Origin of the sequence: Paraburkholderia solitsugae, from assembly GCF_013177695.1 — a bacterium.
Classification (GTDB): domain Bacteria; phylum Pseudomonadota; class Gammaproteobacteria; order Burkholderiales; family Burkholderiaceae; genus Paraburkholderia; species Paraburkholderia solitsugae.
This window is the reverse complement of sequence record NZ_WOEY01000016.1, coordinates 1-21,778: the sequence shown is the minus strand read 5'-3', so window position 1 is coordinate 21,778 and position 21,778 is coordinate 1. Positions and strand designations below refer to the sequence as shown.

At 59.6% G+C, this 21,778-nt stretch carries 23 protein-coding genes; 12 read left to right on the top strand and 11 right to left on the bottom strand.

Going from position 1 to position 21,778, the window contains the following annotated elements; genetic code table 11:
- Positions 1-62: 62 nt before the first annotated feature.
- The 4 genes from GNZ12_RS03860 to GNZ12_RS03850 all read right to left on the bottom strand — a co-directional run bounded on the left by GNZ12_RS03860 (position 63) and on the right by GNZ12_RS03850 (position 2,723).
- The gene (locus tag GNZ12_RS03860; RefSeq protein ID WP_172309096.1) at positions 63-401 is read right to left on the bottom strand and encodes a hypothetical protein; all 339 of its coding nucleotides are present in this window, start codon (positions 399-401) and stop codon (positions 63-65) included.
- A gap of 160 nt (positions 402-561) precedes the next feature.
- On the bottom strand, positions 562-1,479 hold the full coding sequence (locus GNZ12_RS03855; RefSeq protein ID WP_172309095.1) for a CHAD domain-containing protein: 918 nt from the start codon (positions 1,477-1,479) through the stop codon (positions 562-564).
- 269 nt (positions 1,480-1,748) lie between these two features.
- Positions 1,749-1,973: a GDCCVxC domain-containing (seleno)protein gene (locus GNZ12_RS44120; protein WP_235993584.1), complete on the bottom strand. Its 225-nt coding sequence runs from the start codon at positions 1,971-1,973 to the stop codon at positions 1,749-1,751.
- 438 nt (positions 1,974-2,411) lie between these two features.
- On the bottom strand, positions 2,412-2,723 hold the full coding sequence (locus tag GNZ12_RS03850; protein WP_172309094.1) for a hypothetical protein: 312 nt from the start codon (positions 2,721-2,723) through the stop codon (positions 2,412-2,414).
- A gap of 771 nt (positions 2,724-3,494) precedes the next feature.
- On the opposite strand from GNZ12_RS03850, the gene GNZ12_RS03845 reads away from it, so the two are divergent.
- The 3 genes from GNZ12_RS03845 to GNZ12_RS03835 all read left to right on the top strand — a co-directional run bounded on the left by GNZ12_RS03845 (position 3,495) and on the right by GNZ12_RS03835 (position 4,917).
- Positions 3,495-3,821 (top strand): H-NS histone family protein, encoded by a 327-nt coding sequence (locus GNZ12_RS03845; protein WP_120307526.1) that lies wholly within the window; start codon positions 3,495-3,497, stop codon positions 3,819-3,821.
- Positions 3,822-4,036: 215 nt separating this feature from the next.
- On the top strand, positions 4,037-4,591 hold the full coding sequence (locus GNZ12_RS03840) for a fasciclin domain-containing protein (protein WP_172309093.1): 555 nt from the start codon (positions 4,037-4,039) through the stop codon (positions 4,589-4,591).
- A 47-nt stretch (positions 4,592-4,638) separates the two neighbouring features.
- Entirely contained in the window at positions 4,639-4,917 is a 279-nt protein-coding gene (locus tag GNZ12_RS03835) for a hypothetical protein (RefSeq protein WP_172309079.1), read from the top strand.
- 59 nt (positions 4,918-4,976) lie between these two features.
- Here the strand turns inward: GNZ12_RS03835 and GNZ12_RS03830 are convergent, their stop codons facing one another.
- Positions 4,977-5,477, bottom strand: a complete 501-nt coding sequence (locus GNZ12_RS03830; RefSeq protein ID WP_172309092.1) for an arsenate reductase ArsC — start codon at positions 5,475-5,477, stop codon at positions 4,977-4,979.
- Between the two features lie 255 nt (positions 5,478-5,732).
- On the opposite strand from GNZ12_RS03830, the gene GNZ12_RS03825 reads away from it, so the two are divergent.
- Positions 5,733-6,029 (top strand): hypothetical protein, encoded by a 297-nt coding sequence (locus GNZ12_RS03825; RefSeq protein ID WP_172309091.1) that lies wholly within the window; start codon positions 5,733-5,735, stop codon positions 6,027-6,029.
- 22 nt (positions 6,030-6,051) lie between these two features.
- Here the strand turns inward: GNZ12_RS03825 and GNZ12_RS03820 are convergent, their stop codons facing one another.
- Entirely contained in the window at positions 6,052-6,744 is a 693-nt protein-coding gene (locus tag GNZ12_RS03820) for a J domain-containing protein (protein ID WP_172309090.1), read from the bottom strand.
- 460 nt (positions 6,745-7,204) lie between these two features.
- Here GNZ12_RS03820 and GNZ12_RS03815 point away from each other — a divergent pair, with 460 nt between their 5' ends.
- The 7 genes from GNZ12_RS03815 (at position 7,205) to GNZ12_RS03785 (ending at position 14,920) form a co-directional block, all read left to right on the top strand.
- On the top strand, positions 7,205-7,864 hold the full coding sequence (locus tag GNZ12_RS03815; RefSeq protein WP_172309089.1) for an NADPH-dependent FMN reductase: 660 nt from the start codon (positions 7,205-7,207) through the stop codon (positions 7,862-7,864).
- A gap of 354 nt (positions 7,865-8,218) precedes the next feature.
- Positions 8,219-8,434, top strand: coding sequence for a transcriptional regulator (locus tag GNZ12_RS03810; RefSeq protein ID WP_172309088.1), 216 nt, complete (start codon positions 8,219-8,221; stop codon positions 8,432-8,434).
- A 198-nt stretch (positions 8,435-8,632) separates the two neighbouring features.
- Positions 8,633-10,087, top strand: coding sequence for an indoleacetamide hydrolase (gene iaaH, locus GNZ12_RS03805; protein ID WP_172309087.1), 1,455 nt, complete (start codon positions 8,633-8,635; stop codon positions 10,085-10,087).
- Between the two features lie 91 nt (positions 10,088-10,178).
- Entirely contained in the window at positions 10,179-10,955 is a 777-nt protein-coding gene (locus tag GNZ12_RS03800) for a CDP-diacylglycerol diphosphatase (protein ID WP_172309086.1), read from the top strand.
- A gap of 211 nt (positions 10,956-11,166) precedes the next feature.
- A complete protein-coding gene (locus GNZ12_RS03795) occupies positions 11,167-12,489 on the top strand; it encodes an IS5 family transposase (protein WP_172309129.1) in 1,323 nt (440 codons plus the stop codon).
- 168 nt (positions 12,490-12,657) lie between these two features.
- Positions 12,658-13,746, top strand: coding sequence for a fatty acid desaturase (locus GNZ12_RS03790; protein ID WP_172309085.1), 1,089 nt, complete (start codon positions 12,658-12,660; stop codon positions 13,744-13,746).
- Positions 13,691-14,920 (top strand): tyrosine-type recombinase/integrase, encoded by a 1,230-nt coding sequence (locus tag GNZ12_RS03785; RefSeq protein WP_172309084.1) that lies wholly within the window; start codon positions 13,691-13,693, stop codon positions 14,918-14,920. Before GNZ12_RS03790 ends, GNZ12_RS03785 begins: the two co-directional genes overlap by 56 nt.
- Positions 14,921-15,924: 1,004 nt before the next feature.
- Here the strand turns inward: GNZ12_RS03785 and GNZ12_RS45745 are convergent.
- The 5 genes from GNZ12_RS45745 to GNZ12_RS03760 all read right to left on the bottom strand — a co-directional run bounded on the left by GNZ12_RS45745 (position 15,925) and on the right by GNZ12_RS03760 (position 19,281).
- Positions 15,925-16,518: a hypothetical protein gene (locus tag GNZ12_RS45745; RefSeq protein ID WP_456238557.1), complete on the bottom strand. Its 594-nt coding sequence runs from the start codon at positions 16,516-16,518 to the stop codon at positions 15,925-15,927.
- A gap of 45 nt (positions 16,519-16,563) precedes the next feature.
- Positions 16,564-17,283 (bottom strand): class I SAM-dependent methyltransferase, encoded by a 720-nt coding sequence (locus GNZ12_RS03775; protein ID WP_172309083.1) that lies wholly within the window; start codon positions 17,281-17,283, stop codon positions 16,564-16,566.
- Between the two features lie 34 nt (positions 17,284-17,317).
- Positions 17,318-17,752, bottom strand: coding sequence for a GNAT family N-acetyltransferase (locus GNZ12_RS03770; protein WP_172309082.1), 435 nt, complete (start codon positions 17,750-17,752; stop codon positions 17,318-17,320).
- A 218-nt stretch (positions 17,753-17,970) separates the two neighbouring features.
- Entirely contained in the window at positions 17,971-18,558 is a 588-nt protein-coding gene (locus tag GNZ12_RS03765) for a DUF6817 domain-containing protein (protein ID WP_172309081.1), read from the bottom strand.
- Positions 18,559-18,744: 186 nt separating this feature from the next.
- Positions 18,745-19,281 carry a hypothetical protein gene (locus tag GNZ12_RS03760; RefSeq protein ID WP_172309080.1) on the bottom strand — a complete coding sequence of 179 codons (537 nt, stop codon included), beginning with the start codon at positions 19,279-19,281 and terminating at the stop codon, positions 18,745-18,747.
- A 1,555-nt stretch (positions 19,282-20,836) separates the two neighbouring features.
- On the opposite strand from GNZ12_RS03760, the gene GNZ12_RS03755 reads away from it, so the two are divergent.
- Positions 20,837-21,778: reverse transcriptase domain-containing protein (locus GNZ12_RS03755; protein WP_328805944.1), on the top strand; the 942-nt coding region annotated here is incomplete at its 3' end.

The following is a 21,778-nucleotide window of genomic DNA, read 5'->3' as shown; positions in this document are numbered from 1 at the left end:
AGTGCGGCTCGCGCTGGCGTCTCTTCGCGTCCCGAAAGCAGGATGACCGGTTGCTCGCAAGCCTACGCCGGAGTAAATATCACTGCGCCAACGTCAGCGATGTGCGTGAAGCTTCGAACAAAGCGGTACGTCTGGTCGCCAAGCGTTATCCGGTTTACGCCGGACTGCGTCAGCTCGAGTATTTCGTCAGCCACGTCCACCGCAATGGTTCCGTGACCCTTCAACTCGTTGTCCTCGTCCGCTGGGTTGCCGATGTAGACAGCACAGACGCCCGTACCGCGGCGCATCATGACGACGCACTCGCCCTCATCCAGCGAGAGCTCGAGAAATTCGACCAGCGTCAGCAACGAACCTGGCGTCTGCCCTTGCGGGTCGTAGGCCAAACCAGAATCAGCAGCCATAATGCCGCCCCCGTCAAATGCGTCGGTCCTGAACAGAAATCTCGCCCTCGGGCGTCCATGGTTCCACTATAAGCGCCTACGTTCGAATGCGTGTCCCCTCTCTCTTCGAAAGCCAGGAATAAATCGCGCAGAGGGTCGCGGCGGGACGGTGGCTGAACGGCTACCATGCCGTGCGCAACGTCTCGTGCACGTTGTGCATGTGATGCTTCTTCTGGCCTTGCAGATACGCGACGGCCTCTTTGATCACCTTTGGCTCACCGAGCTGGAACGAATACTCCCGAAGCAACGTTTCGCTCGTGACGAGGTCATTGAGCGTCCCGAGTTCGTCCTGCACCGACGTCAAGCGCTCAATTGTGGCCCGATGACTGCCATCGAGGACCGGCGAAAAGAACTCCAGCAGATATCGCAGCCGCTTTCCCGCGATGCGCACTTCATGCAGCGCAACGTACCCTGAATCCTTATCCGAGACCACTCGCCTCACCCGCTTCTTCAGTGCGTTCTCGGCGGATTCAACGCGGTCCTCGGCAAACCCAGCCAGCGTAGGACGGGTGGCCGGCGAATCCAGTTGGTGCCGGGCACCTGTCAGTGCGCGCTGGAGTATCTGCTCGACGCCCGCGTTCCCGATTGTTCTTCGACTGAACGACAGCGCGTCGGCACGATGCTCGTCCACAGACTCGAGAAGTGCGGCAAACCTGTGCTGCATCGCCCGGTCGGCCGCAAGCAGGTCGCGCAGGATGTCCCAGTCGCGGGTTTTGCCTGCGGCGTTGGCCAGGGATTTGAACTCGCCACGCTGCAGCGCTGAGTCCTTCCGGTCGAGTAGTGGCTCGTACGCCCACCAGAGCGAACGCAAACGGCGCAGCGCGACGCGAAGCTTGTGCAGGACTTCAGGGTCTGCTTTCAAATGCAATGCGTGAGCACGCCGAGCGGCATCTGCAGAAATGGACGTCGCCAGACAGGCGAACGCGTCGGCCGTCGACATGGCCCGGGTTATCGAATCCGCTCGCCCGCTGTCGCCACCGGCAACCGATGTGGACGCTACGGTTTCAGGCGTCGCAGACACGAGAATCTGAGAGTTCATTTTCAGGACGCCCTCGGACACGACGGGATGAGCAGAGGCAGTCGGTGACGAATACCTGTTCGCCGGCGGATTTGACGCCGCGGCATGATTGCGGACGCTATCTAGCCACTCATTCCAATCGTATAACGAAGAATCCCCGAAAGCCAATGCGCCCCCTTTGGTCGCGCCTATGTGCCGCCGGGAAGTCCGCCATGCCTGTAAATGCTTAACGACGATACGAGTCGTATGTCAGCGAGGATGGCACTTGCTCACCGCCGCGCGGCGAGTTGTCACCTGGCTTGGCCCACGCAGCATGAGCCTGACTGCTGCATTGGAGGACACCTGTTGGTGCCGTATGAGCAGTACACGCAGCAGTCCCCGGGCTTCGGCCTCAGTACCGTTTTGCATTGCTCGCATTCGTAAAACCACACACAAGCGTCGGTAGGCATCGACTCGTCTTTCCTGTGCCCGCACACCGGACAAGTAATGGTGGAATCCAGCACGACTTGAGCCATCACTGCACCTGCTTTACGTGAGACGGATAACTCGAATGCGGGTTGCAACGGCCACAACACCGAGCCACGAACGTAGGGACGACGAGGCACCATCGTCCGGCGAGGCAGTGCTCGCCGGCAGATTATCTTCCATCAGCATAGTATTGTTTGCGAGTAACTTAACAACGGGTGGGATTGGCGCAGTCGCACCGGACTAATCAATTCACGAATGGCAATTCATGAATAAAAAAGCAGGCGGTATTGGCCTGCTTATGATTGCGATCGGAAAAGACTGTGGGTGAAACCTGAACGGAACACACCTTACCATCGTATTAAATCGCCCGCTGACCACTCCGTAAAATTGCAGTCGGGCGTGGGGGTATTTCGATCAGGGTGTCGTGCGCGAATGGGGCGGAGGCGGTACGCTGCTCCCACACCGCCTCCTGAACTGCCGGTCTGCTATTGACCAAAATAGATCCTGCATTGCGGTCCGGAAGAGCACGGCCGTTCCTGTCGACCTCCCGCTTCCGTCGCGCCTGCAGCCACACCGCCATAGGAAACGTTCTGCACCGGTTGCGCGGCCGGCATCATGGTTCGCCCACTTTCACCAAACGACATGTCGGTTGTGTCTTGCGCTGATTCGTTCGCGTTCTGCTGCATCAGCACCCGGCCCGACACCGCTTCATCCTGCTGGCTGTCCAGTGCACCGGCTGTGCTCGGCGCCAGAAAGAGCGCGGCGCTTGCCAGCGCCATCAATAAACGTAGTTTCATGTCCAGACTCCTCGAATCCGGCGCAGCAGCGCTCATCCCCTTCAAAAAGAATTGATCCGCGAAAAAACGTCACGTCACCCAATCGAACAGATGGATGGAACGGGCGAATGCCTATGCGGGACTGCTGCGGCGAGTCACCGAACTAAACGAGTAAATAGTTGCCAAACCTGAAACCGATGTCGGGCGCGCACGCGCGGCTTGCCGGAAACGGTCGCCACCAGGCTGGAAACGCAAAGTGTTGCTCTGCTGTTTCGTTATAGGTCGGCCACTCAGGATTTCAATCCCGGCGGTGCCGGCTGCGTTGGCGGCGGTCGCCGCCCGTTCAGGAACAGGCGACAACAAAATCAGCCGGGCAAGCGCGCGCTTTACTCGAACAGTGCGTTATGATGCTGGAATAACGCACAAAATCAGCCCCGCGCGAGGCACCGGCGAGAGACGGAGCGCGGGCATGAGACCGGCCATGCGCAATCAGTGCATCGTTATCACCGTTTTTTCCATAGCGGCCGCAGGGCTTATCCAGCCGTACCTGCCGCGCGGCGGAGCGCCTGAATATTCACTGATTGGCGCGGCCAGCCGTATAGGCGGCCTGACCGGGCATAGGCAGTAACACAATTTATGGGGCATCGTTTTTTGACGCTGCCAGTGGGATTTCCTTCGATCAATAACCTCACCGCGAGCGGGCCCCATTTACATGGGCGCAATGCTTTCGCGGCTTCCCCTTGCAGTCTGTGATTCACAGAACGGCGGACGCTTTAGAAGGACGAATATCATATGGACGAAAGGAAGCGAGATAGCATGATTGCGTATCTCCGCCATCGCATGGAAGAGTTTGGTATCAAACCAGAAGACCTCGCCGCCGTGCTGGCGGCCGAACCGAAGGGGCAAAAAGCCGCGCGCTACCGCAGCGCAACGGGCGATAGCTGGGACGGCCAGGGTGAAATGCCCCAATGGCTTAAACAGGCAATTAGCGCAGGTCAATCAATTGACCACTTCGAACTGTCGGCCACGCCGGCACCCGCCCCGCAGCCGAGAAAACAGGTGGATTGGGTCAACGACCCGTTCGCAGGCAGCCCGCTTGCGCGCCAGAACAACCGCTAAGCCGTCTGATTGTTAAGCCGCTAGCGCAAAGGCACTACCCCGTACTTTTCTGATGGCAACAACAGGTTTGGCACGCCCGTCGACGCGGGCGTGCTGGCGCCGCTTACGCTGGCGAAGACAAGTTGTGCCCTGCCGGCTTGCATCCAGACGCCTGGGCCGGCCGTATATCCGGTCAGAGCAACGCAATCACGCGCTGCATCTTCAGGAGACCGGTCATGAAAGGGAAATGGGTTTTTGCCGCCGCTGTTTTATCGATTGCCGCCTCCAGCGGATTCGCCGCGGGTGAAACCGTCATGGTAGGCGGACAGGCGATGCTCCCCAGCAAGGACATCGTCGACAACGCAGTCAACTCCGCGGATCACACCACGCTCGTCGCCGCGGTCAAAGCGGCGGGTCTCGTCGACACGCTCAAGAGTCCGGGTCCGTTCACCGTTTTCGCGCCGACCAACGAAGCGTTTGCGGCACTGCCGGCCGGCACGGTCGACACGCTCGTCAAGCCTGAAAACAAGGCGACGCTCACCAGCATTCTCACCTATCACGTGCTTCCCGGCCGTTACGACTTCCGCAGGCTGGACTCGGCGATCAAGGCTGGCGGCGGTAAAGCGTCGATCAGGACCGTCAACGGCGAAATGCTCACGTTCACGGAAAACGGACCGCGCAATATCGTCGTCGCCGACGCAGCGGGCCACACCGCGGATATCTCCACCTACGACGTCTATCAAAGCAACGGCGTCATCATGGTGGTCGACAAAGTGCTGATGCCGAAGTAACGGGCAGCGCGCCCCCAATGCCTGATGAGTTCGCAAGGAGAAATATCATGCGCAATTCCACGCTTAAAATCATGCTCGCTGCCGCCGCTCTTTCAATGGCTTACGGTGGGGCCTTCGCACAAGGGGGCGGCAACGGCCAGGGTGGCACGGGTGGCGGCAACGCGCACGGCGCCGCCACGGCAGGCATGACGTATCACGGCGACCCGGTTACGAGCCCGCTAGCGATGTGGCCCGGGAACACGTCGAAAATGATGGACTCGAGCGACCCCGGCACGCACGCGATGTCGCCCAACGATCCGATGAATCCTCCGAAAACCGCGCAGTGAAAACGCACCCCCGCGTGTCGCGTCTGGCGTCGCTCAGCCGGACGAAACGCCGGGGATGCTCACACCGCGTCGCCCACGCAAGCCGGCGACTCTACACTCACGACACCCTCCCGCATCGCCGCGTACTGCGGCAATTCGATGAAGGTGCTGATCTGCCGCACGATTTGCCAGAACACTTTTTCGAACAAACGGACACGCTCCGGCTCTGGCATTTCATCGGCGAGCGGATCGGCGAATGTCCAATGACACAACGACGGCTCCCCCGGAAAGAGCGGCGCATGATGCCCGGCGACGGACTCGTCCAGGGCGATGACGAGATCCATCCGCGGTGCCCATTCGCCGGTGAATTCCAGCCAGCTTTTCGGACTGAGCGCGCCGAGGTCCGAAATACCGGGCCGCAATTGCGCGACCGCAATGGGATGAACGCGCGCGGCCGGCTCCGGCCCCGCGCTGAATGCTTCGAACCGGTGTCCAGCCAGTTCGCGCAGCAAAGCTTCGGCGATGATGCTGCGTGCTGAATTCTCGCGGCAGAGAAACAGCACCTTGTATTTTCTGGTCACGCTCACCCCGTACACGTGTTTTTTTTATCTCTCTGTGGCATTCTGCCAGCCCGGTCTTGCACCCTCGTGACACTACGATGACTTAATTCCCGGCGCCACCAGAATGTGTACCAGGACCGTCAACCCACGGGCATCGGCCGTTGCATTTGCGACGAAGTGTAGCAGCGGAAAATATAAGCTTTCAGTATGCTGTCAACCGCGCGGCTTCCCCTTCAACCAGAAGCCTCGTTGACGTGTGGTTCGGACACGATCCGATTGGCAGCGTCGCTTGCGCTGCCGGACGCCGCCGGTGAAGGTTCGAACCGCATCGCCGCAGGCGGCGCGCTGATCGCCTTGACGCCGTTCACAATGGCGGGCGTTGCGACGTATGGGATAAAGGCCGCCACTGCAACGACAAAGATAAAAGTAACCATGGCCGTCGTGCCTCCCGGAATCTGCGACGTGGAGGTCAAGCAAAGCGCGGCCACACGTCAGGGACGTGTCTTTGATTCTAGAAGCGGCGATCCGGACGCTGAAGGCTGCTGTCTATATCAATTCGGTCCACGTCTCTGATCTACCGGCCAAAACCGTCTGATCAAAACCGCAAGCCGTTCAGGAACTGGAACCAGAGTCCACCCAGTACGCCGGCCGGGTGGGCATCGCTGGCACTTTCTTCGCGCTTGCCTGGATTGTTGCGTTGAGCAGGTGCGCCATGATTGGCCGCATCGTCATTCACGCTCGCCGCCTCAGCTTGGGTAGAAACGTCGGGAGCAACCTCGGAGGCGTCCGCAGCTTTCGCGGCTGCCTCGGCAGCAACCGCCGCCTTCTCTGCCTCGCGCCGCGACGCTTGCAAGGCCGACACACTGTCAGCGATCTGCGCGGCGCGCTGCGCCTCGCATCGACGTCCTAGCAGCACGCCGAACAGCACGTCGCGATTGTGGCCGTCGTCGGCGAAACGCATGGCGAGCGATACCATTTCCGCGTAGGCCGCTTCGTCCGCAGCACGGGCGGCCGCCTCACGTTCAGTCTGGGCTTTTTGCTGGCGCGCACGCTGCGCTTCCCAGCCACGCATCTGCTCGGTGTAGACCGCGTCATACACCTTGCGCTGCGCGGCGTCGGAGAGGATCGCGTACGCGTCCTTGATTTCCTGGAAGGTGGCACGCGCAACTTCTTCGGCGCCGTTGTTGCGATCGGGATGCCATTTCATCGCGGCCTTGCGGTAGGCCCGCTTGATTTCTTCTTCCGTGGCGTGCATGGGCACGCCGAGTGTGTCATATAGGGTTGCCATCGCTTGCTCGACCTCGCCGTGAATCACTTCGCGGGCCATCGTAGCATGCTAAAAGCGGCTTTATCGTGAAGCGGCAAGCGCTTACGCCATTGAAAGACCAGACAAAAAAAGGCCCCGCCACTGGTGTGGCGAGGCCGAGTCCCATGTCAAGGAGATGTCATGGAGGAGACGACTCAATCATAGCCGTGCGTCATCGCGCCCCCAAACAATGGTTCGCCATATGCTTATCCGGCGCGGCTTCAACTGCAAAGCACTGAACAGCGCATCTGCTTCGAGGCGTCCATCAGACAGCCCGCCAGACCGCCGATACCCTCCCGCGGTTATATCGTTAGAACAAAAAGTCGCTTCGCCCGGGTCGCGGCGGTCATTAAGATGACACTTCAAAGTCCGGTTCGCCCCGGTTCGTCTACGCGCAGCCCCGCGCCAGCGTCCCGTGAGCCGCTACCGAAGGAGCATTTCGTTGACCAGTTTCAATCAACAGCGCCGGCCGCTTGTCATCGGCATCGGCGGCACGACACGCGCGGCGTCGTCGACCGAGCGCGCGCTCGGCTTTGCGCTGCGCGGCGCGGAAGCCGCGGGCGCGAATACCCGCCTGTTCGGCGGCACCTTCCTGCATAGCCTGCCCCACTACGCCCCGGAAGACCCTCGACGCACCGACGAACAACTCGAACTGATCGAGGCCGTGCGCCACGCAGACGCGCTGATCATCGCGACGCCCGGCTATCACGGCGGCGTCTCGGGCCTCGTGAAGAACGCGCTCGACACGCTCGAGGAGTTGCGCGCCGATGAGCGGCCGTATCTGGATGGCCGCGCGGTCGGCTGTATCGTCACCGCTTATGGGTGGCAGGCGGCCGGCTCGGTGCTGACGTCCCTACGCTCGATCGTCCACGCGTTGCGCGGCTGGCCCACGCCGTTCGGCGCCGGGATCAACACGCTGGAAACGCGCTTCGACACCGTCGATACCTGTTCCGATGCCAAAGTCGTCGATCAGCTCGCCACGGTCGGCCAGCAGGCCGCGCAATTCGCCCTGGCGTTCAACGCGCATCGCACGCCGACGGCCGCGCCGCTCGGCAATGCAGCCAAGGAAGCGCAACCCGCCCGCTTGCTGCACGCGGTCTAAGCGAGAATCGTATGACCTCGTGGATCGCGGCTCGCGGTCCACGAACCTTCCTTGCCGGCCGGCTTTCTCGACGCGGCCGCATCGCCCCACTCCAAACCGTGCGCCACATAACAGACCATCCGCCAATCACGCGGGATAGTGTCCTGACACTCAGCGATTAAGGTCCAATCCGGCCTTGTGAAGACTGTTCCCGACCCTCGCTGATTTGCTTACGACGAAAGATTGGTTCACCCGCTGCGCGGCGCGGCCTACGCTTGATCCTGCCCGCTCACTCACCGGTTGCCTGACGCACAGGGTTGCGTCCCGCGCACTGGCTCCTTAGCAATACACGCGGGCATATTCACTGCCACGACCATGAACTCACATATCCGCTACAAGGGCTACGAAGTCGCCCCGGCTGCACAACGGCTGCCCAATGGCCTGTTCGCCGCAAACCTGACCATCGAGAAAACCTCTGCAGACCAGGGCCAGGCCTACTCGTTTGACGCGCTCGATTATTTCTTCGACGAAGAACACGCGCTCGCCTATGCGTTCCGCTGGGGACGCATGTGGATCGACAGCCGGAAATAACATCTGCAGGGTCACCCAATAGCAGCCAAAGAACCCATAACAGCGCTCACGCCGGTCCAACGCGTAGAACCAGAAGGCCAGTCGCCGTGGCAGCCGGCCACCGGCAACCCGGCAAACACACGCCACCTTGTGCCACTCGACGTCGGTTCTCAAACGGCTGTGCCAGAATAGGCGACACCTCACAAGGAGACGCCGGCGATGACATGGACCGTTGATGAACAGTTGGCGCTAACCGCAACGGAAGCGGTCGCCGCGATCCAGTCCGGGCGCCTCAAAGCCGCCGACTATATGGCCACGCTGCTCGCGCGCGCGGCGGCGCTCTCGAGCCTCAATGCGCTCACCACGCTCGACCTCGACGGCGCGCTGGCCGCCGCCCAGCGCCTCGATGCGTTGCCGCCCGAAGCGAAAGCGCAGTTGCCGCTCGCCGGTTTGCCCATCGTCGTGAAGGACAACATCAACACGGCCGGCTTGCAGACCTCGGCGGGCACGCCCGCTTTGGAGGGCTTTGTGCCGAAGACGAACGCGCCTTCGGTACAACGGCTTCTCGACGCCGGCGCGATCGTGCTAGGCAAAGCCAACATGCACGAACTGGCGTTCGGCATCACTAGCACGAACTTCGCCACCCACGCCGGCCCCGTGCGCAATCCGTACGACCCCACCCTGATCCCCGGCGGCTCGTCGGGTGGCACCGCCGCCGCGATCGCCGCGCGCATCGCGCCCGCGGGTCTCGGCACCGACACCGGCGGTTCGACCCGCATTCCGGCCGCGTTGACGGGCATCGCGGGGTTTCGTCCGTCGGTCGGGAATGGCGGCGCCGAGCGGCGCTATCACGACCCGAATGCCGTCGTGCCGATCAGCCATACGCGCGATACGGTGGGCCCGATGGCGCGCACAGTTGCCGATATTGCCTTGCTCGACGGCGTGATCACCGGAGCGGGACCGTTGCCCGCGCTCACGCTGAACGGCTTGCGTATCGGCTTGCCCGCACCGCTCTGGGAAGGGCTCGAAAGGCAAGTGGAACAAGTCGCGCGCGCTGCCTTGCTGCGCCTCGACGCAGCGGGCGTCACCTTCGTGCCCGTCGCGATGAGCGAACTGGAAACCTTGAACGGCAAGGTAGGCGGTCCCATTGCGATCCACGAGCCGCGCGAAGACGTGCTCGCCTGGCTCGCCGCTAACCATGCGCCCGTCAAGACGGTAGCTGAAATGGCGGCCCGCATTGCGAGCCCGGACGTGCGTGCGATCTACGACGACGTGCTTGCCGACGTGCTCGGCACCCATTACGACGCGGCACTGAAGCATTGGCGGCCGCGCTTGCAGCAATATGTCGCGGCGACTTTCGCGGATGAGCATCTCGACGCGCTGCTGTTCCCGACCACGCGCCTCGCCGCGGTGCCGATCGACGATCTGAACGGCTCGTCGACGGTATCGATCGATGGCGCCGCGCCGATCGATACGATGGACGCTTTCCTGCGCAATACCGACCCGGCCAGCACGTCCGGCATTCCGGGCTTGTCGCTGGCCGCGGGGATGACCGCCAGCGGCTTGCCGGTCGGACTGGAACTGGATGGTCCTCTCGGCGAGGACCGGCGCCTGCTGGCGATCGGCGTCGCATTCGAGCAATTGCTCGGCGTGCTGCCGGCGCCTGTGCTCTGACGGCTTTGAAGATGCCGTTGAAGGCACCGTTGAAGGTGCCATTGAAAATGCCGTTGAAAACTCCAACAAGTAAGCGCCGATCCGCATGCCGATGACACTGTCAACATCACCCCGCCTTCGACAAACACTTCTGCGAACCGTCGCCGCGCTGGCGGTCGCCTTCACCGCTACCTCCTGCGCGCGCCTTGCCGCGGTCGATTCGAACGCGCTCTGGAAAATCGTCGATCTGCGCTGCGTGCCGTCGCAACAGGCTACCGGCACGCCGGGCCAATGCACGGTCGTCGACCTCGACAAACGCTATGTAATCCTGAAGGACATCGTCGGCCGCTCACAGCATCTGCTGATGCCGACCGACCGCGTCACCGGCATCGAAAGCCCGTTCGTGCTGGCGCCGAATGCACAGGACTATTGGGACGACGCGTGGATGTCGCGGCTTTACGTCGAAAAATCCGTCAAGCGATCCCTGCCCGACAATCAACTTGGGCTCGAGATCAACTCGCAATTCCGACGCTCGCAAAACCAGTTGCATATCCATATCGATTGCATGCACAGCAACGTGAGCGACGCACTCGCGCGCCACGCGAAGGACACACCTGACGAGTGGCGCTGGGATACGCTCGACGGCCAGCGCTACCGGATCATGCGCGTCACCTCGCTCACTGAGGCGAACAATCCGTTTCGTATCATCGCGCGTGACAACGGAAACGCCGCGGCGATGGCGATGCAAACCATCCTCGTGACCGGTGCGGGGCCATCGGCGGAAAAGGACGGCTGGCTCGTCGTGAATAGCGGTCTGGATGTCGACAACGGCAGCGGTACGGCGGAAGGCTTGCTTGATCATGCATGCCGGGTGGCGGACGGAGGTTGAGCGGTCTACTGCGCCTTTACCCGAACAGGATCCGCAAGGGCCTTGCACGGCGTTCTGAGCGCCAGGTGATGGCGGCTTGACGCTGCGTAGTCGGACCTGAACAATCTTCAAAGCCTTGCGGTGTGAGGCTTTGAGCCGCAAATACGGTTGTGGGAATTGCAGGAACCTGGCACATTAACGCGTGAATCCTGCATTTTTCGACGAGGTGCAGATGGGTCCGAAGACGCCTGTAGCGGAGGGAGATTTCTTCCGGCAACCGCTGCGCGAACAGATCAACCTGAAGCACCCGTTAGTCGGTTTGGCCGACCTGATCAGTTGGGAACGATTGGGCGCATCGATGAGCGAGAGCTTCGTATCACGCAAGGGTCGACCAGCGAGCTCGCCGCGCCTGATTGCGGGGCTGCTGTACTTGCAGCATGCGTTCGATCTGTCCGACGAAGAGGTCGTCTGGCAATGGGTGGAGAACCCGTACTGGCAGGTGTTCACGGGCGAAACGTACCTGCAGACGGAGCCTCCGATCGACCCGTCGAGCCTGACGCGATGGCGCAAGCGCCTAGGCGAAGCCGGCGTTGAAGAACTGCTGGCCGAGACGATCGAAGCAGCAAAACGTGCTGGCGTAATCAAGGCCGCGAGCGTGAAGCGCGTGATTGTGGACACAACGATCATGGAGAAGGCGATCGCCCATCCAACCGATTCGCGATTGCTCGAACGGTGTCGGGAACATCTGGTGAAGGCCGCGGCGCGACACGGCCTGAAACTGAGGCAGAACTACAACCGGGAGGCGCCGCGTCTGGGGCTGCAGATTGGCCGCTACGCTCACGCGAAGCAGTACAAGCGCATGAGGAAAGCACTGCGCACGCTGCGTTCACGCGTCGGACGGGTGATGCGCGATGTGGAGCGGCAGGTCGCCCAGGTGGCCGAGCCAGGCCGTGCTGCATTAATGGAGCTGATTGGCCACACGAAGCGCATCCTGGCGCAGAAGCCGAAAGACAAGAACAAGCTTTATGCGCTACACGCGCCTGAAGTCGAGTGTCTGGCCAAAGGCAAGGCCCGCAAGCCGTACGAGTTCGGCGTGAAGGTGTCGATCACGACGACCCACAAGGAAGGACTGGTGGTTGGCATGCGCTCAATGCCGGGCAACCCATACGACGGCCACACGCTGGCTGAGGCGCTGGAGCAGGCAGCGATCCTCAGCGACGTTACGCCAGAGGTCGCCGTCGTGGACCGTGGTTACAAGGGCGTTGCGATTGATGGCGTGAAGGTCTATCACCCCGGCCTGCGGCGCGGCATCACTCGCGCACTGCGTGCGATGATCAGACGGCGAAGTGCAATCGAGCCAGCCATCGGCCACATGAAGACAGACGGGAAACTCGATCGAAACTGGCTTAAAGGTGCGCTGGGCGACGCGATGCACGCGGTACTGTGCGGCGCTGGCCATAACCTGCGGATGATCCTGAGGACGCTGCGGCTTTTTTGCGTCTTCGTTCTCGCTGCTTTGCTCAATCGCTGCATTGCCGCCGACGTGACGGCGTGACGCCGGCGCAACGAAAAACGAATTGTTCAGGGCCGACTGCGTAAGGGCCGGCGATGTGTTCCCCCGCTTTTGCACGTTTGCGCAGATGCATTGCCGAACAAAATGGTTCTAGTCGTGTGAATGGGTCCGTAGGATTGGTCTAAATCTGCATTCCGACCGATCCAGCCGATGGCGATTTACCTCGACGATACCCAACGCAAAGCACTCGCCCGACAGGCTGCAAGCTGGACATGGCGCACACAATGGCCGACGTGGTTGCTGATCGTCACGATCTACGGTGGATGGTTCGGTGTGGCGACGCATGCACGCACCCTCGGCCTGCCCTTGACCACCGCACTGCTGGCACTGCTGGGCACGTGGTACATGTCCCTGCAACACGAACTGCTTCACGGTCATCCAACGCGTTCGCCGCGCTTCAACGCACTGCTGGGATTCGCGCCGCTCGCGGTGTGGTTTCCGTATGGCGTCTACCGTGATTCGCATCTTCAGCATCACGACGATCCGCATCTGACGCTTCCTGAGCGTGATCCCGAAAGCTACTTCGTCGGTCAGCGTGTGTGGCAACGCGCGGGTTTTGCGATTCGTGCGCTGCTGACGTTCCGCAATACGTTTATCGGTCGCCTGCTGGTTGGGCCGGCTTTCGCCATTGCGGCGACGGGCGTCGATGCAATCCGCAGAATCAAACACGGCGATTTTCGCGATGTCCCGATGTGGCTCGCGCATCTCGCCGCGTTGGCCGCGCTGACGATGTGGCTTCAGCGCGTCTGCGGAATCCCTGCATGGGCCTTTATCGTCGGCGCGGGTTATGGATCGTTGTCACTGGGCTCGATCCGCTCGTTTCAGGAACATCGCGCAGCCCACGCGCACGAACATCGCACCGTCATCAACGAAGCAGCATGGTTCTGGCGCCTGCTATTCCTGAACAACAACTACCATCTGGTTCATCACGACTTGCCGCATGTGCCGTGGTTTGCACTTCGGGAGGTTTATGAAACGTCCCGCCAGCAGTACATAGAACGCTCGGGAGGCTTTCTGGTAGGTGGTTACAGCGAATGGTTGAAACTTTATACGTTCGCCGCGGTTGCGCTTCCGGTTTATGGGGATCTATCCGGTTTGATCCAGGGTGATCCACATGCTTCCGACAGTTTTGCGGGTAAATTGCGGGTAAAATTCATGGTAGTTGTCCGTCGAGGAGAGCTCCGTGAAGCTAACCTACCCGCTACTGCTGAACGCGAAACCGCAAGACAAGCCCTATAAGATCCGTGACCGCGACTCCATGTATCTGCGGGTATCGGTCTCGGGTTCGAAGGTTTGGAAATTTGACTACCGGCTGGATGGCAAGGACTGCAGCTATACCCTTGGGCGATTCCCTGACCTGTCGATAAACGACGCCCGCCAACGTCGCAACGATGCGGCCAAGCTCGTGGCGTCCGGCATCCACCCCAAGGCCTATGAGCAGCAGTTGCAACTACAGACGATCACACACAACAAGAACACCTTTTGGGCCATCTGCGAGGACTGGATTGAAGACAACCGTGACAGGTGGAGCGAGTACTACTGCGGGCAGGCAATACGCTTTCTCTCGCGCTATGTGAAAGATTCGCCACTCGGGAAGATGCCAGTACGTGATATCAAAGTGGCTCACGTCTACGATCTGCTGCAATCAATTGCAAAACGCAAGACCCTTTCAGGTGATGAACGCAAGCCCGGGGGTGCTCCTCATATTGCAGTGCGTCTGCGTCAGCACCTTGACGCGATATTCAGGCGGGCCATTATCAGAGGGCGGGCCGACGCAAATCCTGTTGCGGCGCTCAAAGCGTCGGACGTGGTGACGCTTCCTCCTACGCGCCACAATCGGGCGCTGGAGGCCGATGAACTCAAATGCTTGCTGGATTCATTGTCGGTCGTGGGAACGGCGCTTACACGTTTGGCAATGCATCTGCTGTTGCTTACCTCGGTGCGAACTATCGAATTGCGGGGCGCGACGTGGAAGGAGATAGACCTGAAATCTGCGATATGGGCCATTCCCGGCGAGCGCATGAAGATGGGGCATCCACACGTCGTGCCACTGAGTACTCAGGCAATTGAAATTCTGAAAGAAATTCAGAAAATCACTGGAGCTACAATCGCTGACGACTACCTATTCCCAAACGTCAAAGACAAATCGCGCCCCATGTCGCCTACCACGATCAATGCAGCGCTGATCCGCGCCGGATTCAATGACGAACGGCTATTCAGGGCGCACGGTGCACGCGGTACGTTTAGCACATGGGCGCACGAACAGGGATTTGCTCCACTTGCGGTTGAACGACAGTTGGCCCACGTCGAGAAGAACCGGGTGAGCCGAGCGTATAACAAAGCTGAGTTTCTTCCTGAAAGGCAGAAAATGATGCAGGATTGGGGCGACTATCTCCAAAGCATGAGCAGTTGATTGTTGCGGCTCTGCGCCTCGCTTCTTTAGACGCATAGCAGCGCAACAGACTCCAACGCTTGCCACCGTCCGATCCGCGTGGCGAAGACTATGCGGCTGCGAGAAACCAAAAACGCGCGCATGACGCTTCCGACTCATCCCTTGCGGGCTCGTGTCGAATCCCCACTCGATCGTCAATTGTCGACCGGACCCTTGTGAAGACGGCCTTTCCGCCCTGTCGGGTAGCGACCATACCGTCAGCCATACCGAAAAATCCAGTCGGCAGTTATCAGCTTTGGACAGACTGCATCGGAGAATCAACGTGCGCTGTCGTTCAAACATCACGGACACTGGGCATCCGAATACTACTTCTGCGGGGATACCGTCATCGATACCGTCAGCCACTTTCCAACGCGGACCTGGCAAAGCTTGAAGAAGCCATGATCTTAACAGAGGTCGCCCCCCGCTCAGAAGCATACAACGCGTGTCGCAACCGAGGTGAGCAAAACGCAGTAGCCACTCGACAGGGAGATGCTGCGCAATCACGCCCGGCAAGTGCCTCAAGCTTCCGCCGGCGCGATCAAGCCCATGTCAGGAGCAATCGTGCATCGACATTCCAAATGCCCTTTTCTCCCATACGATCCTCGCGAAGCATCACATCGGGGAACTCGCGCTATTCGTGCAGCGGATCAGGACGTGCCCGCACGCGTCTGGCTGAGTTCGCCACCATTGCGGGCCGTTGCCCGACGCGCCCTCCTGGTCGATTTTCAAGACTCAACGGCTATTCGTCGACTCCCATGGGGAGACTGTAGTTCGGCCGGAGCTGCCGCTCACTCATCGCCGTCGGGGCAGCCGCTATAGGGCGTTGAACAGCCATTCACCAATCAGTTGCCGCGAATGGCCAGTTACACGTTTGCCGGATGCGTACTTTCGACCCACAACGGCCGTCAGCAGACTGCTCGTGAACGGCTGTAGCTCTGCCTTTTGCGGACGATGAGCTTGCTCGCAGTTGCGGCGTTCGGCGATTACCTGAACCGGATTCCGGCATAGTGGGCTACAACGTTCAGGTAGCCGTAGACACGAAACATCACCTGATCGTGGAGCATGAGGTAACTAACGTCGGAAACGATCACGGACAACTCAGCAAGATGGCGGTGTCTGCGAAGGACGCGATGGGCAATCATCGCGCAGCATTCGATGGCATCGAGCGCAGCGAGCGACATAGCCGCTGCGTTCACTAATGTTCTGCCGTCTCCCGACCGTTTGCGCGACGGTGTCGTAGCGACGACTGCGATGACCGGGCAGCCGTAAGGTTTGTAGTCGCAAACGAGACACGCAGACAGAATATTCCCAGCTTCTTCAATCGCCCACGACGCCGCCGGAATCCATTCTTCGTACCCGCCACCGAAAATCGCTGCCGCCTTTAATGAGTATTGCGATTCGGCTTCACCTGCGTCATCGATCGTCCCAAGGAACGCCCAAAAGAAGAGCGTTCCCAACGCAGGCACGTCGCCCACCGTTACGTTGCGCAGGTTGGACAGTCTCACCCCTGCACTAGGATTGGCCGATAGAGACCGTTGCCACAGTCGGGCGTCACGCTCATGCGTCGTATTCGACATTGCTGCTTTCTCCTCCACGTGACCGCTCGACGCGGAACAAAGATGTCACGCCGGCTTCTGCCACTCCATGATGTGAAAGAATGGAACCCGTCTGTAGCGGTCTGCTTTCGCGGAGTCGCCCCCGGTGGGCGGTGGCTCTGAGAAATGCCTTAATATCAGACCGGTGTCTAGAAACAGTTTCATGTAGCTAGACAAAGGCCGGTGAAAATTCTTAATCCGTATTCCCTGCCATTCGGCTGAAATCGGACGTTCTTCCAGATAATCATCGATGCAAAAACGGGCAACTCCATCGCTGCCTGTAGCCCATCCTTGTGGCATCCCGGCAGTGTTGAAGCTGGTTAAATTCGCAATCAACAGTGTGCCGCCGGGATTTAACACACGGACCATATTATGTGTAGCGCGCGCTATGTCGGGAATGTCGATTAGCGACAGGTAGCTCACAACGAGATCAAACGACGCGCTTTCAAGGCAGAAATTTTCCGCGGACTCGATTCTATAATCGCCCCGAACGTTCAATTCTCGGGCGCGTTGAATGAGCGCTCCGGTCGGGTCTATGCCGACGGTCCTGATTCCCTCCGCTTGCATGATCCGACAAAACCGACCTTCGCCACATCCAACATCGAGCGCGGTCACAAAGCCGCGATTCATGATGCGAGATCTCATAGGGCCATCGAGAACGAACCTGCGACCAAAGTCTCCATCTTCTCCTTGTGCAGCGATCCACGCAGATGCCGACTCGTCCCAACCAGACGAAGTTGTGGTCATGTCTACCTCGTAGTTCGTATTTTGGACCTTCCCTTCAAAGCATTTTGACGTGCGTAGCTGTCTCGTCCTCGATTGCACTGAACCCTAGTCGCGTATAGAAAGCAGCGGCGGCTTCGGTATCCGTCGAGAGCCGAACTACACGAAATCGTAATGACGCTCCCACGAGGAGCGCATTGACCAGCGCTTCGCCTACGCCACGACGCCGAAAGCCATTTGCGACATAGAGACGCCGCAACCGCGCGGTGTCGCCGGCTGGTTTATACGGATCAACATTCAATCCACCGATACCCACGATGTTCATGTCGTTGATAGCCACTAGCAGGCGTTCGCCCGGCTTGTCGAACCTATTGCTGCCGTTTCTCCACTCCTCGATCAAACGTCTCATAAAGTTAAACCCTTCTTTCGATGCCTCACGTTCGAGGTCGACTAGCTGCGGAGAGAGGGTTTTTAGCGGAGTTATGGCTAGCATGCTGTTTTCATAGGAGCGTGCTGCGACGGAATGTGCAGGACTGCAAGTTTCGACGGACCGATTGTCGGCGATCTACGCGACGTTGTCGACCGACTGAAAATGGCCGAACTGGGTACGATGACGACCGGCTCGGCTCGACCCACAAGGGGAAGTCGTCGTCCTTGAAAGCGGTCGCTCGTTCCTTCGTGGCCGAGCGACGTCAACACGAAGTCTTAAGGCTAGTTATCGGTCAACCATCCTTCCATCCTCATTCGCTCACGAACCGTGTCCGCGCACCAACTCGTCAAGACCTCGCGAGCAGTGCGGTAGGCCCTGTCGGAGAGCCAAGGTTTGACTGACCCAAACCGTTCCAACCAGAACCGTCCTGCGGTGGGTGGAGCGTCCGCTTGATGCAATGCGCTATCGACGATGTTCGCCGCTTCCAGTTCCAGAAGTGCAGCGAACGTCGGCTCATCAAGTTCCGCGCGGGTTCCAAGAGATGGAAGAGGAACAGAATAAGATCCGGCCGCTTGAGCAGAGAAAAGCGCGTGGCGATCCGCCACGCAAAAGAGATAGACAAGCGCCTCGGCTTCTTCGCCAATGATCTGCCGGATCTCTGGGCGTCGTTCCAGCGAGACGGCCCTTTCGCGAAACTCCTCAGTCCCGTAGATACTGTGAAAGGCGCCGGCCGCAACAAGAGCGCGTGGGTTGCCCCACTTCTTAAGCCATCTGCCGGTCTCGACAAGATGCGATGTCAGCGGTCTTCCAAAATGAAAGATTTGGTCGGTGCCGAACGTGCGGACTTCGCGTTGCAGCTGCTCAAGCATGAGCACCCCTCATGGTCGACGGTGCTCAATTGTGAACGATCTAGCCCAACCTGTCGAACGTCCCCAAATGGCCGAAAAGCGCCTGGTGAGATAGGCATAAACCGACCCGGAACGATCAGTGGGCGACCGCAAAGCGCCCATCCACGTTGCATTTTTGCGATCGGTGACAGCATCAAGCAGGTCCTACTACTCGATCTCAGTAACGATAAAAAAGTGATTGCCTAACGCGTGCACGCTGATCGCTCCGCTGGGGAGTGCAAGCTCTGCTGTTCGATTGGTCTCGTCATACACCAATGAGTGGAAAATATTGACGACGCCTGCTCCACCGGTCTCGCCCCAATCCCACGTACGATACCTCGGCTGAGTTTGCGGCATCTGTTGTACTTCCCGCGCGTATCGCCAACCGAATAACTGGAAGCGGAGCCAATCGCAACCATATCCGTAACGCACCAGAAAAACCACTCCAACCAACAACGCGGGACCAAGGACGGCTGTGCTTACATAACGCCAACGCCGCTTCCAAAGTGAAACTGTGATCGTCGATGCCCATACGATTAACATGCAAAAGCCACCTAAGGTCAGCAGCGGAAGCGTCAGGAAAAGAGACAACGCGGAGAACCGCTCTAGTTGGTCGAAGAGATAGAACAATGCCCCGTAAAGTGACCACGCAACGATGTGGCCGTACGAGAAACTATCCGATCTCTCGGTGATTTCCTGCTGCATCAAATGTGTCTCTCTAGTCACCCGGAAGCAAGCTGCTGCGCCCCTTGAATACGCGTACTGTCTTATTCCGTAGCGATTGAAACGATCCCACCTTCGCCGTCGAGCGGCTGAAAATGGCCGATCAGCGATCGATTATCGAACCGAGGACCGAGCCTTGGAGGGTCTGCGATCTGGCAGCAAACAAGCCGCTCCGCCAACCGCGGCAACCGCAAGCAAGAAGACGTAAAACCAGACCGACGCAATGAATTCACCAGGTCTGGCCGCACGTGTAGCATCGAAACTCGGACTGTGCTTGGACAGTACTAGTACTACTCCAAGTGTGTAGGCTCTCCATAGCTCATAGAGAGGAAAAGTGGCGAAGACCAAAAACATACAAAGAGCAACAACATAGCGCTTCATCGTCAGGTCCTTGAGCATGCTACGTCGTATAGAGATTAGCCCACCTCCGACAATGGTGGGCTACCGGGGTTCAAGTTGTCCGAGACGGGCATCACCAGTCCGCAGTACATACGACCGGCGCGTCTGTCCTTCGCATGAGCCCGTGGTCGACAACGTGAACGTAGGTAAAGTCAACGTGAGCGAACCGTCTCCTCGCAAGCCCGAAAGCCGAACGTCGCGCACATCGACGGCACAGCCGTCTCCAACCTCCGCGATCGCCGAGAGAGCGTAGTAGCCTCGCACCGGCGGTGCCCTGCGGTCATTTGGCGGCCCAAAAATGGCCAGATATTGGTGAACGTTGTTCCCGTCTCCGAATCCCTCGACCAGGAAGGTTGCAATTGCGATCGTCCCGTATTTTGGCACGTCTATAAACCTGACCCGCCTGCCGTTCGATGCCTCGGTTGCGTACTCATCCTTGATTACAGCAATTAGCCGATCGACCTGCGAATCAACCTGATGCACGGGCTCTGTGCCAACGTCCGAGGCCGCAACCTGCGCCGCGAAGGCCGGCAACACGACACAAACAGCCACGCTCGCCAACGCGACAAGCCGAACGTATTCCGAGACCAATCGCTCCGCCGCTAACCTTACTTTGTCGACTCTCATCACGATGCAACCTCGACATCCATGTTTGCACGCATTGTCGACAATTTAGACGGTCATGTCGAATGTCCCTTCATGGCGTGCGCCGTGAAAAGGCGGCGCTTTTCCAGTGGGTGAAAGCCCCACCCGGCAACCGCTCCAGCCGGAAGCAACCGGAGCAATCGTGGAGGTAACGAAGCGGTTGAAGCCTTCGGTGAAGCGTGTCACGAAATACGGTGACAGCGCGAGTGTGCAGGCCGTAACGCGAGTGAACGCCGAGCAAGCCTCGAAAAGGACGATGCGCAGGCCGACCCGAGAGCCATGTCGGGGAAGGCTGATACGGCTGGGTGAATGAGCAGGCAGGACGCCCAGTCGCTGCGCCGGGGTAGTGGCGACAGCATGCACACAAGGGAAGCGCACGCAACACGGGAAGCCCCCCTGGCGTGGTCAGGGATGACCAACCGGACGCCCGTGAGGGACAGGCCGGGCGCCTTGGGGTGACGGAGAGGCCCGTATTACCGTTGAAGCCGGTGTAATGCTGGTGGAGGGAAGGGGCCTCAGTTCAAGACAGACGCAATACGTAGTGAGGACGTGGAGATTGGGCAACCTATCAACTCCGATTCGTGTTCAGAAACTGCAGATGGCGTTACACGCGAAAGCGAAGGCAGAAGCCGGGTATCGCTTCTACGCGCTGTACGACAAGATCTATCGCGAGGATGTGCTGGCGCATGCGTACGCTCAGTGCCGCTCGAACAGGGGCGCACCGGGTGTCGATCGGCAGGACTTCGCGGAGGTCGAGGCGTACGGGGTGCAGAAGTGGCTCGGCGAACTGGCGCTTGCGCTCAGGCAGGAGACTTACCGGCCGGACCCTATCAGACGAGTGTTTATCCCGAAGGCCAATGGCAAGCTGAGGCCACTGGGCATCTCGACCTTGCGTGATCGGGTGTGCATGACAGCAGCAATGCTCGTGCTCGAACCGATCTTCGAGGCTGACCTTCCACCGGAGCAATACGCTTACCGCCCGGGGCGAAACGCCCAGCAAGCGGTGATCGAGGTGGAGGAGCGGCTGCACCGAGGGCAAACGGACGTTGTTGACGCCGACCTCGCGGACTACTTCGGAAGTATTCCCCACGCCGAATTGATGCTGTCGCTCGCGCGACGCATCGTTGATCGGCGAGTGCTGCATCTGATCAGGATGTGGCTGGAATGCCCCGTAGAAGAAACCGATAACCGAGGACGGAAGAAACGTACGACGGAGGCCCGGGACAGCCGGCGCGGCATACCGCAAGGCTCACCCATCACGCCATGGACGCAAAAGATAACTTTGAGTTTGAGCGGCAGATTCCGTTATGCCGGTCCGATTCAGTCCTTGATTTGCGTCACAAGAAGTAATATAAAAATGTCATATGTCGCGCTCGACTCTCTCCGAAAGGGCTCAGCGTTTGAATGCCGCCTTTCATCTGCTTGCCGATGGTCA

What these genes read in the sequence shown, in the direction of transcription:
- GNZ12_RS03860 (WP_172309096.1), bottom strand. Translation starts at nt 401, where the DNA reads ATGGCTGCTGATTCTGGTTTGGCCTACGACCCGCAAGGGCAGACGCCA.
- GNZ12_RS03855 (WP_172309095.1), bottom strand. Translation starts at nt 1,479, where the DNA reads ATGAACTCTCAGATTCTCGTGTCTGCGACGCCTGAAACCGTAGCGTCC.
- GNZ12_RS44120 (WP_235993584.1), bottom strand. Translation starts at nt 1,973, where the DNA reads ATGGCTCAAGTCGTGCTGGATTCCACCATTACTTGTCCGGTGTGCGGG.
- GNZ12_RS03850 (WP_172309094.1), bottom strand. Translation starts at nt 2,723, where the DNA reads ATGAAACTACGTTTATTGATGGCGCTGGCAAGCGCCGCGCTCTTTCTG.
- GNZ12_RS03845 (WP_120307526.1), top strand. Translation starts at nt 3,495, where the DNA reads ATGGACGAAAGGAAGCGAGATAGCATGATTGCGTATCTCCGCCATCGC.
- GNZ12_RS03840 (WP_172309093.1), top strand. Translation starts at nt 4,037, where the DNA reads ATGAAAGGGAAATGGGTTTTTGCCGCCGCTGTTTTATCGATTGCCGCC.
- GNZ12_RS03835 (WP_172309079.1), top strand. Translation starts at nt 4,639, where the DNA reads ATGCGCAATTCCACGCTTAAAATCATGCTCGCTGCCGCCGCTCTTTCA.
- GNZ12_RS03820 (WP_172309090.1), bottom strand. Translation starts at nt 6,744, where the DNA reads ATGGCAACCCTATATGACACACTCGGCGTGCCCATGCACGCCACGGAA.
- GNZ12_RS03810 (WP_172309088.1), top strand. Translation starts at nt 8,219, where the DNA reads ATGAACTCACATATCCGCTACAAGGGCTACGAAGTCGCCCCGGCTGCA.
- iaaH (WP_172309087.1), top strand. Translation starts at nt 8,633, where the DNA reads ATGACATGGACCGTTGATGAACAGTTGGCGCTAACCGCAACGGAAGCG.
- GNZ12_RS03800 (WP_172309086.1), top strand. Translation starts at nt 10,179, where the DNA reads ATGACACTGTCAACATCACCCCGCCTTCGACAAACACTTCTGCGAACC.
- GNZ12_RS03795 (WP_172309129.1), top strand. Translation starts at nt 11,167, where the DNA reads ATGGGTCCGAAGACGCCTGTAGCGGAGGGAGATTTCTTCCGGCAACCG.
- GNZ12_RS03790 (WP_172309085.1), top strand. Translation starts at nt 12,658, where the DNA reads ATGGCGATTTACCTCGACGATACCCAACGCAAAGCACTCGCCCGACAG.
- GNZ12_RS45745 (WP_456238557.1), bottom strand. Translation starts at nt 16,518, where the DNA reads ATGTCGAATACGACGCATGAGCGTGACGCCCGACTGTGGCAACGGTCT.
- GNZ12_RS03775 (WP_172309083.1), bottom strand. Translation starts at nt 17,283, where the DNA reads ATGACCACAACTTCGTCTGGTTGGGACGAGTCGGCATCTGCGTGGATC.
- GNZ12_RS03770 (WP_172309082.1), bottom strand. Translation starts at nt 17,752, where the DNA reads ATGCTAGCCATAACTCCGCTAAAAACCCTCTCTCCGCAGCTAGTCGAC.
- GNZ12_RS03765 (WP_172309081.1), bottom strand. Translation starts at nt 18,558, where the DNA reads ATGCTTGAGCAGCTGCAACGCGAAGTCCGCACGTTCGGCACCGACCAA.
- GNZ12_RS03760 (WP_172309080.1), bottom strand. Translation starts at nt 19,281, where the DNA reads ATGCAGCAGGAAATCACCGAGAGATCGGATAGTTTCTCGTACGGCCAC.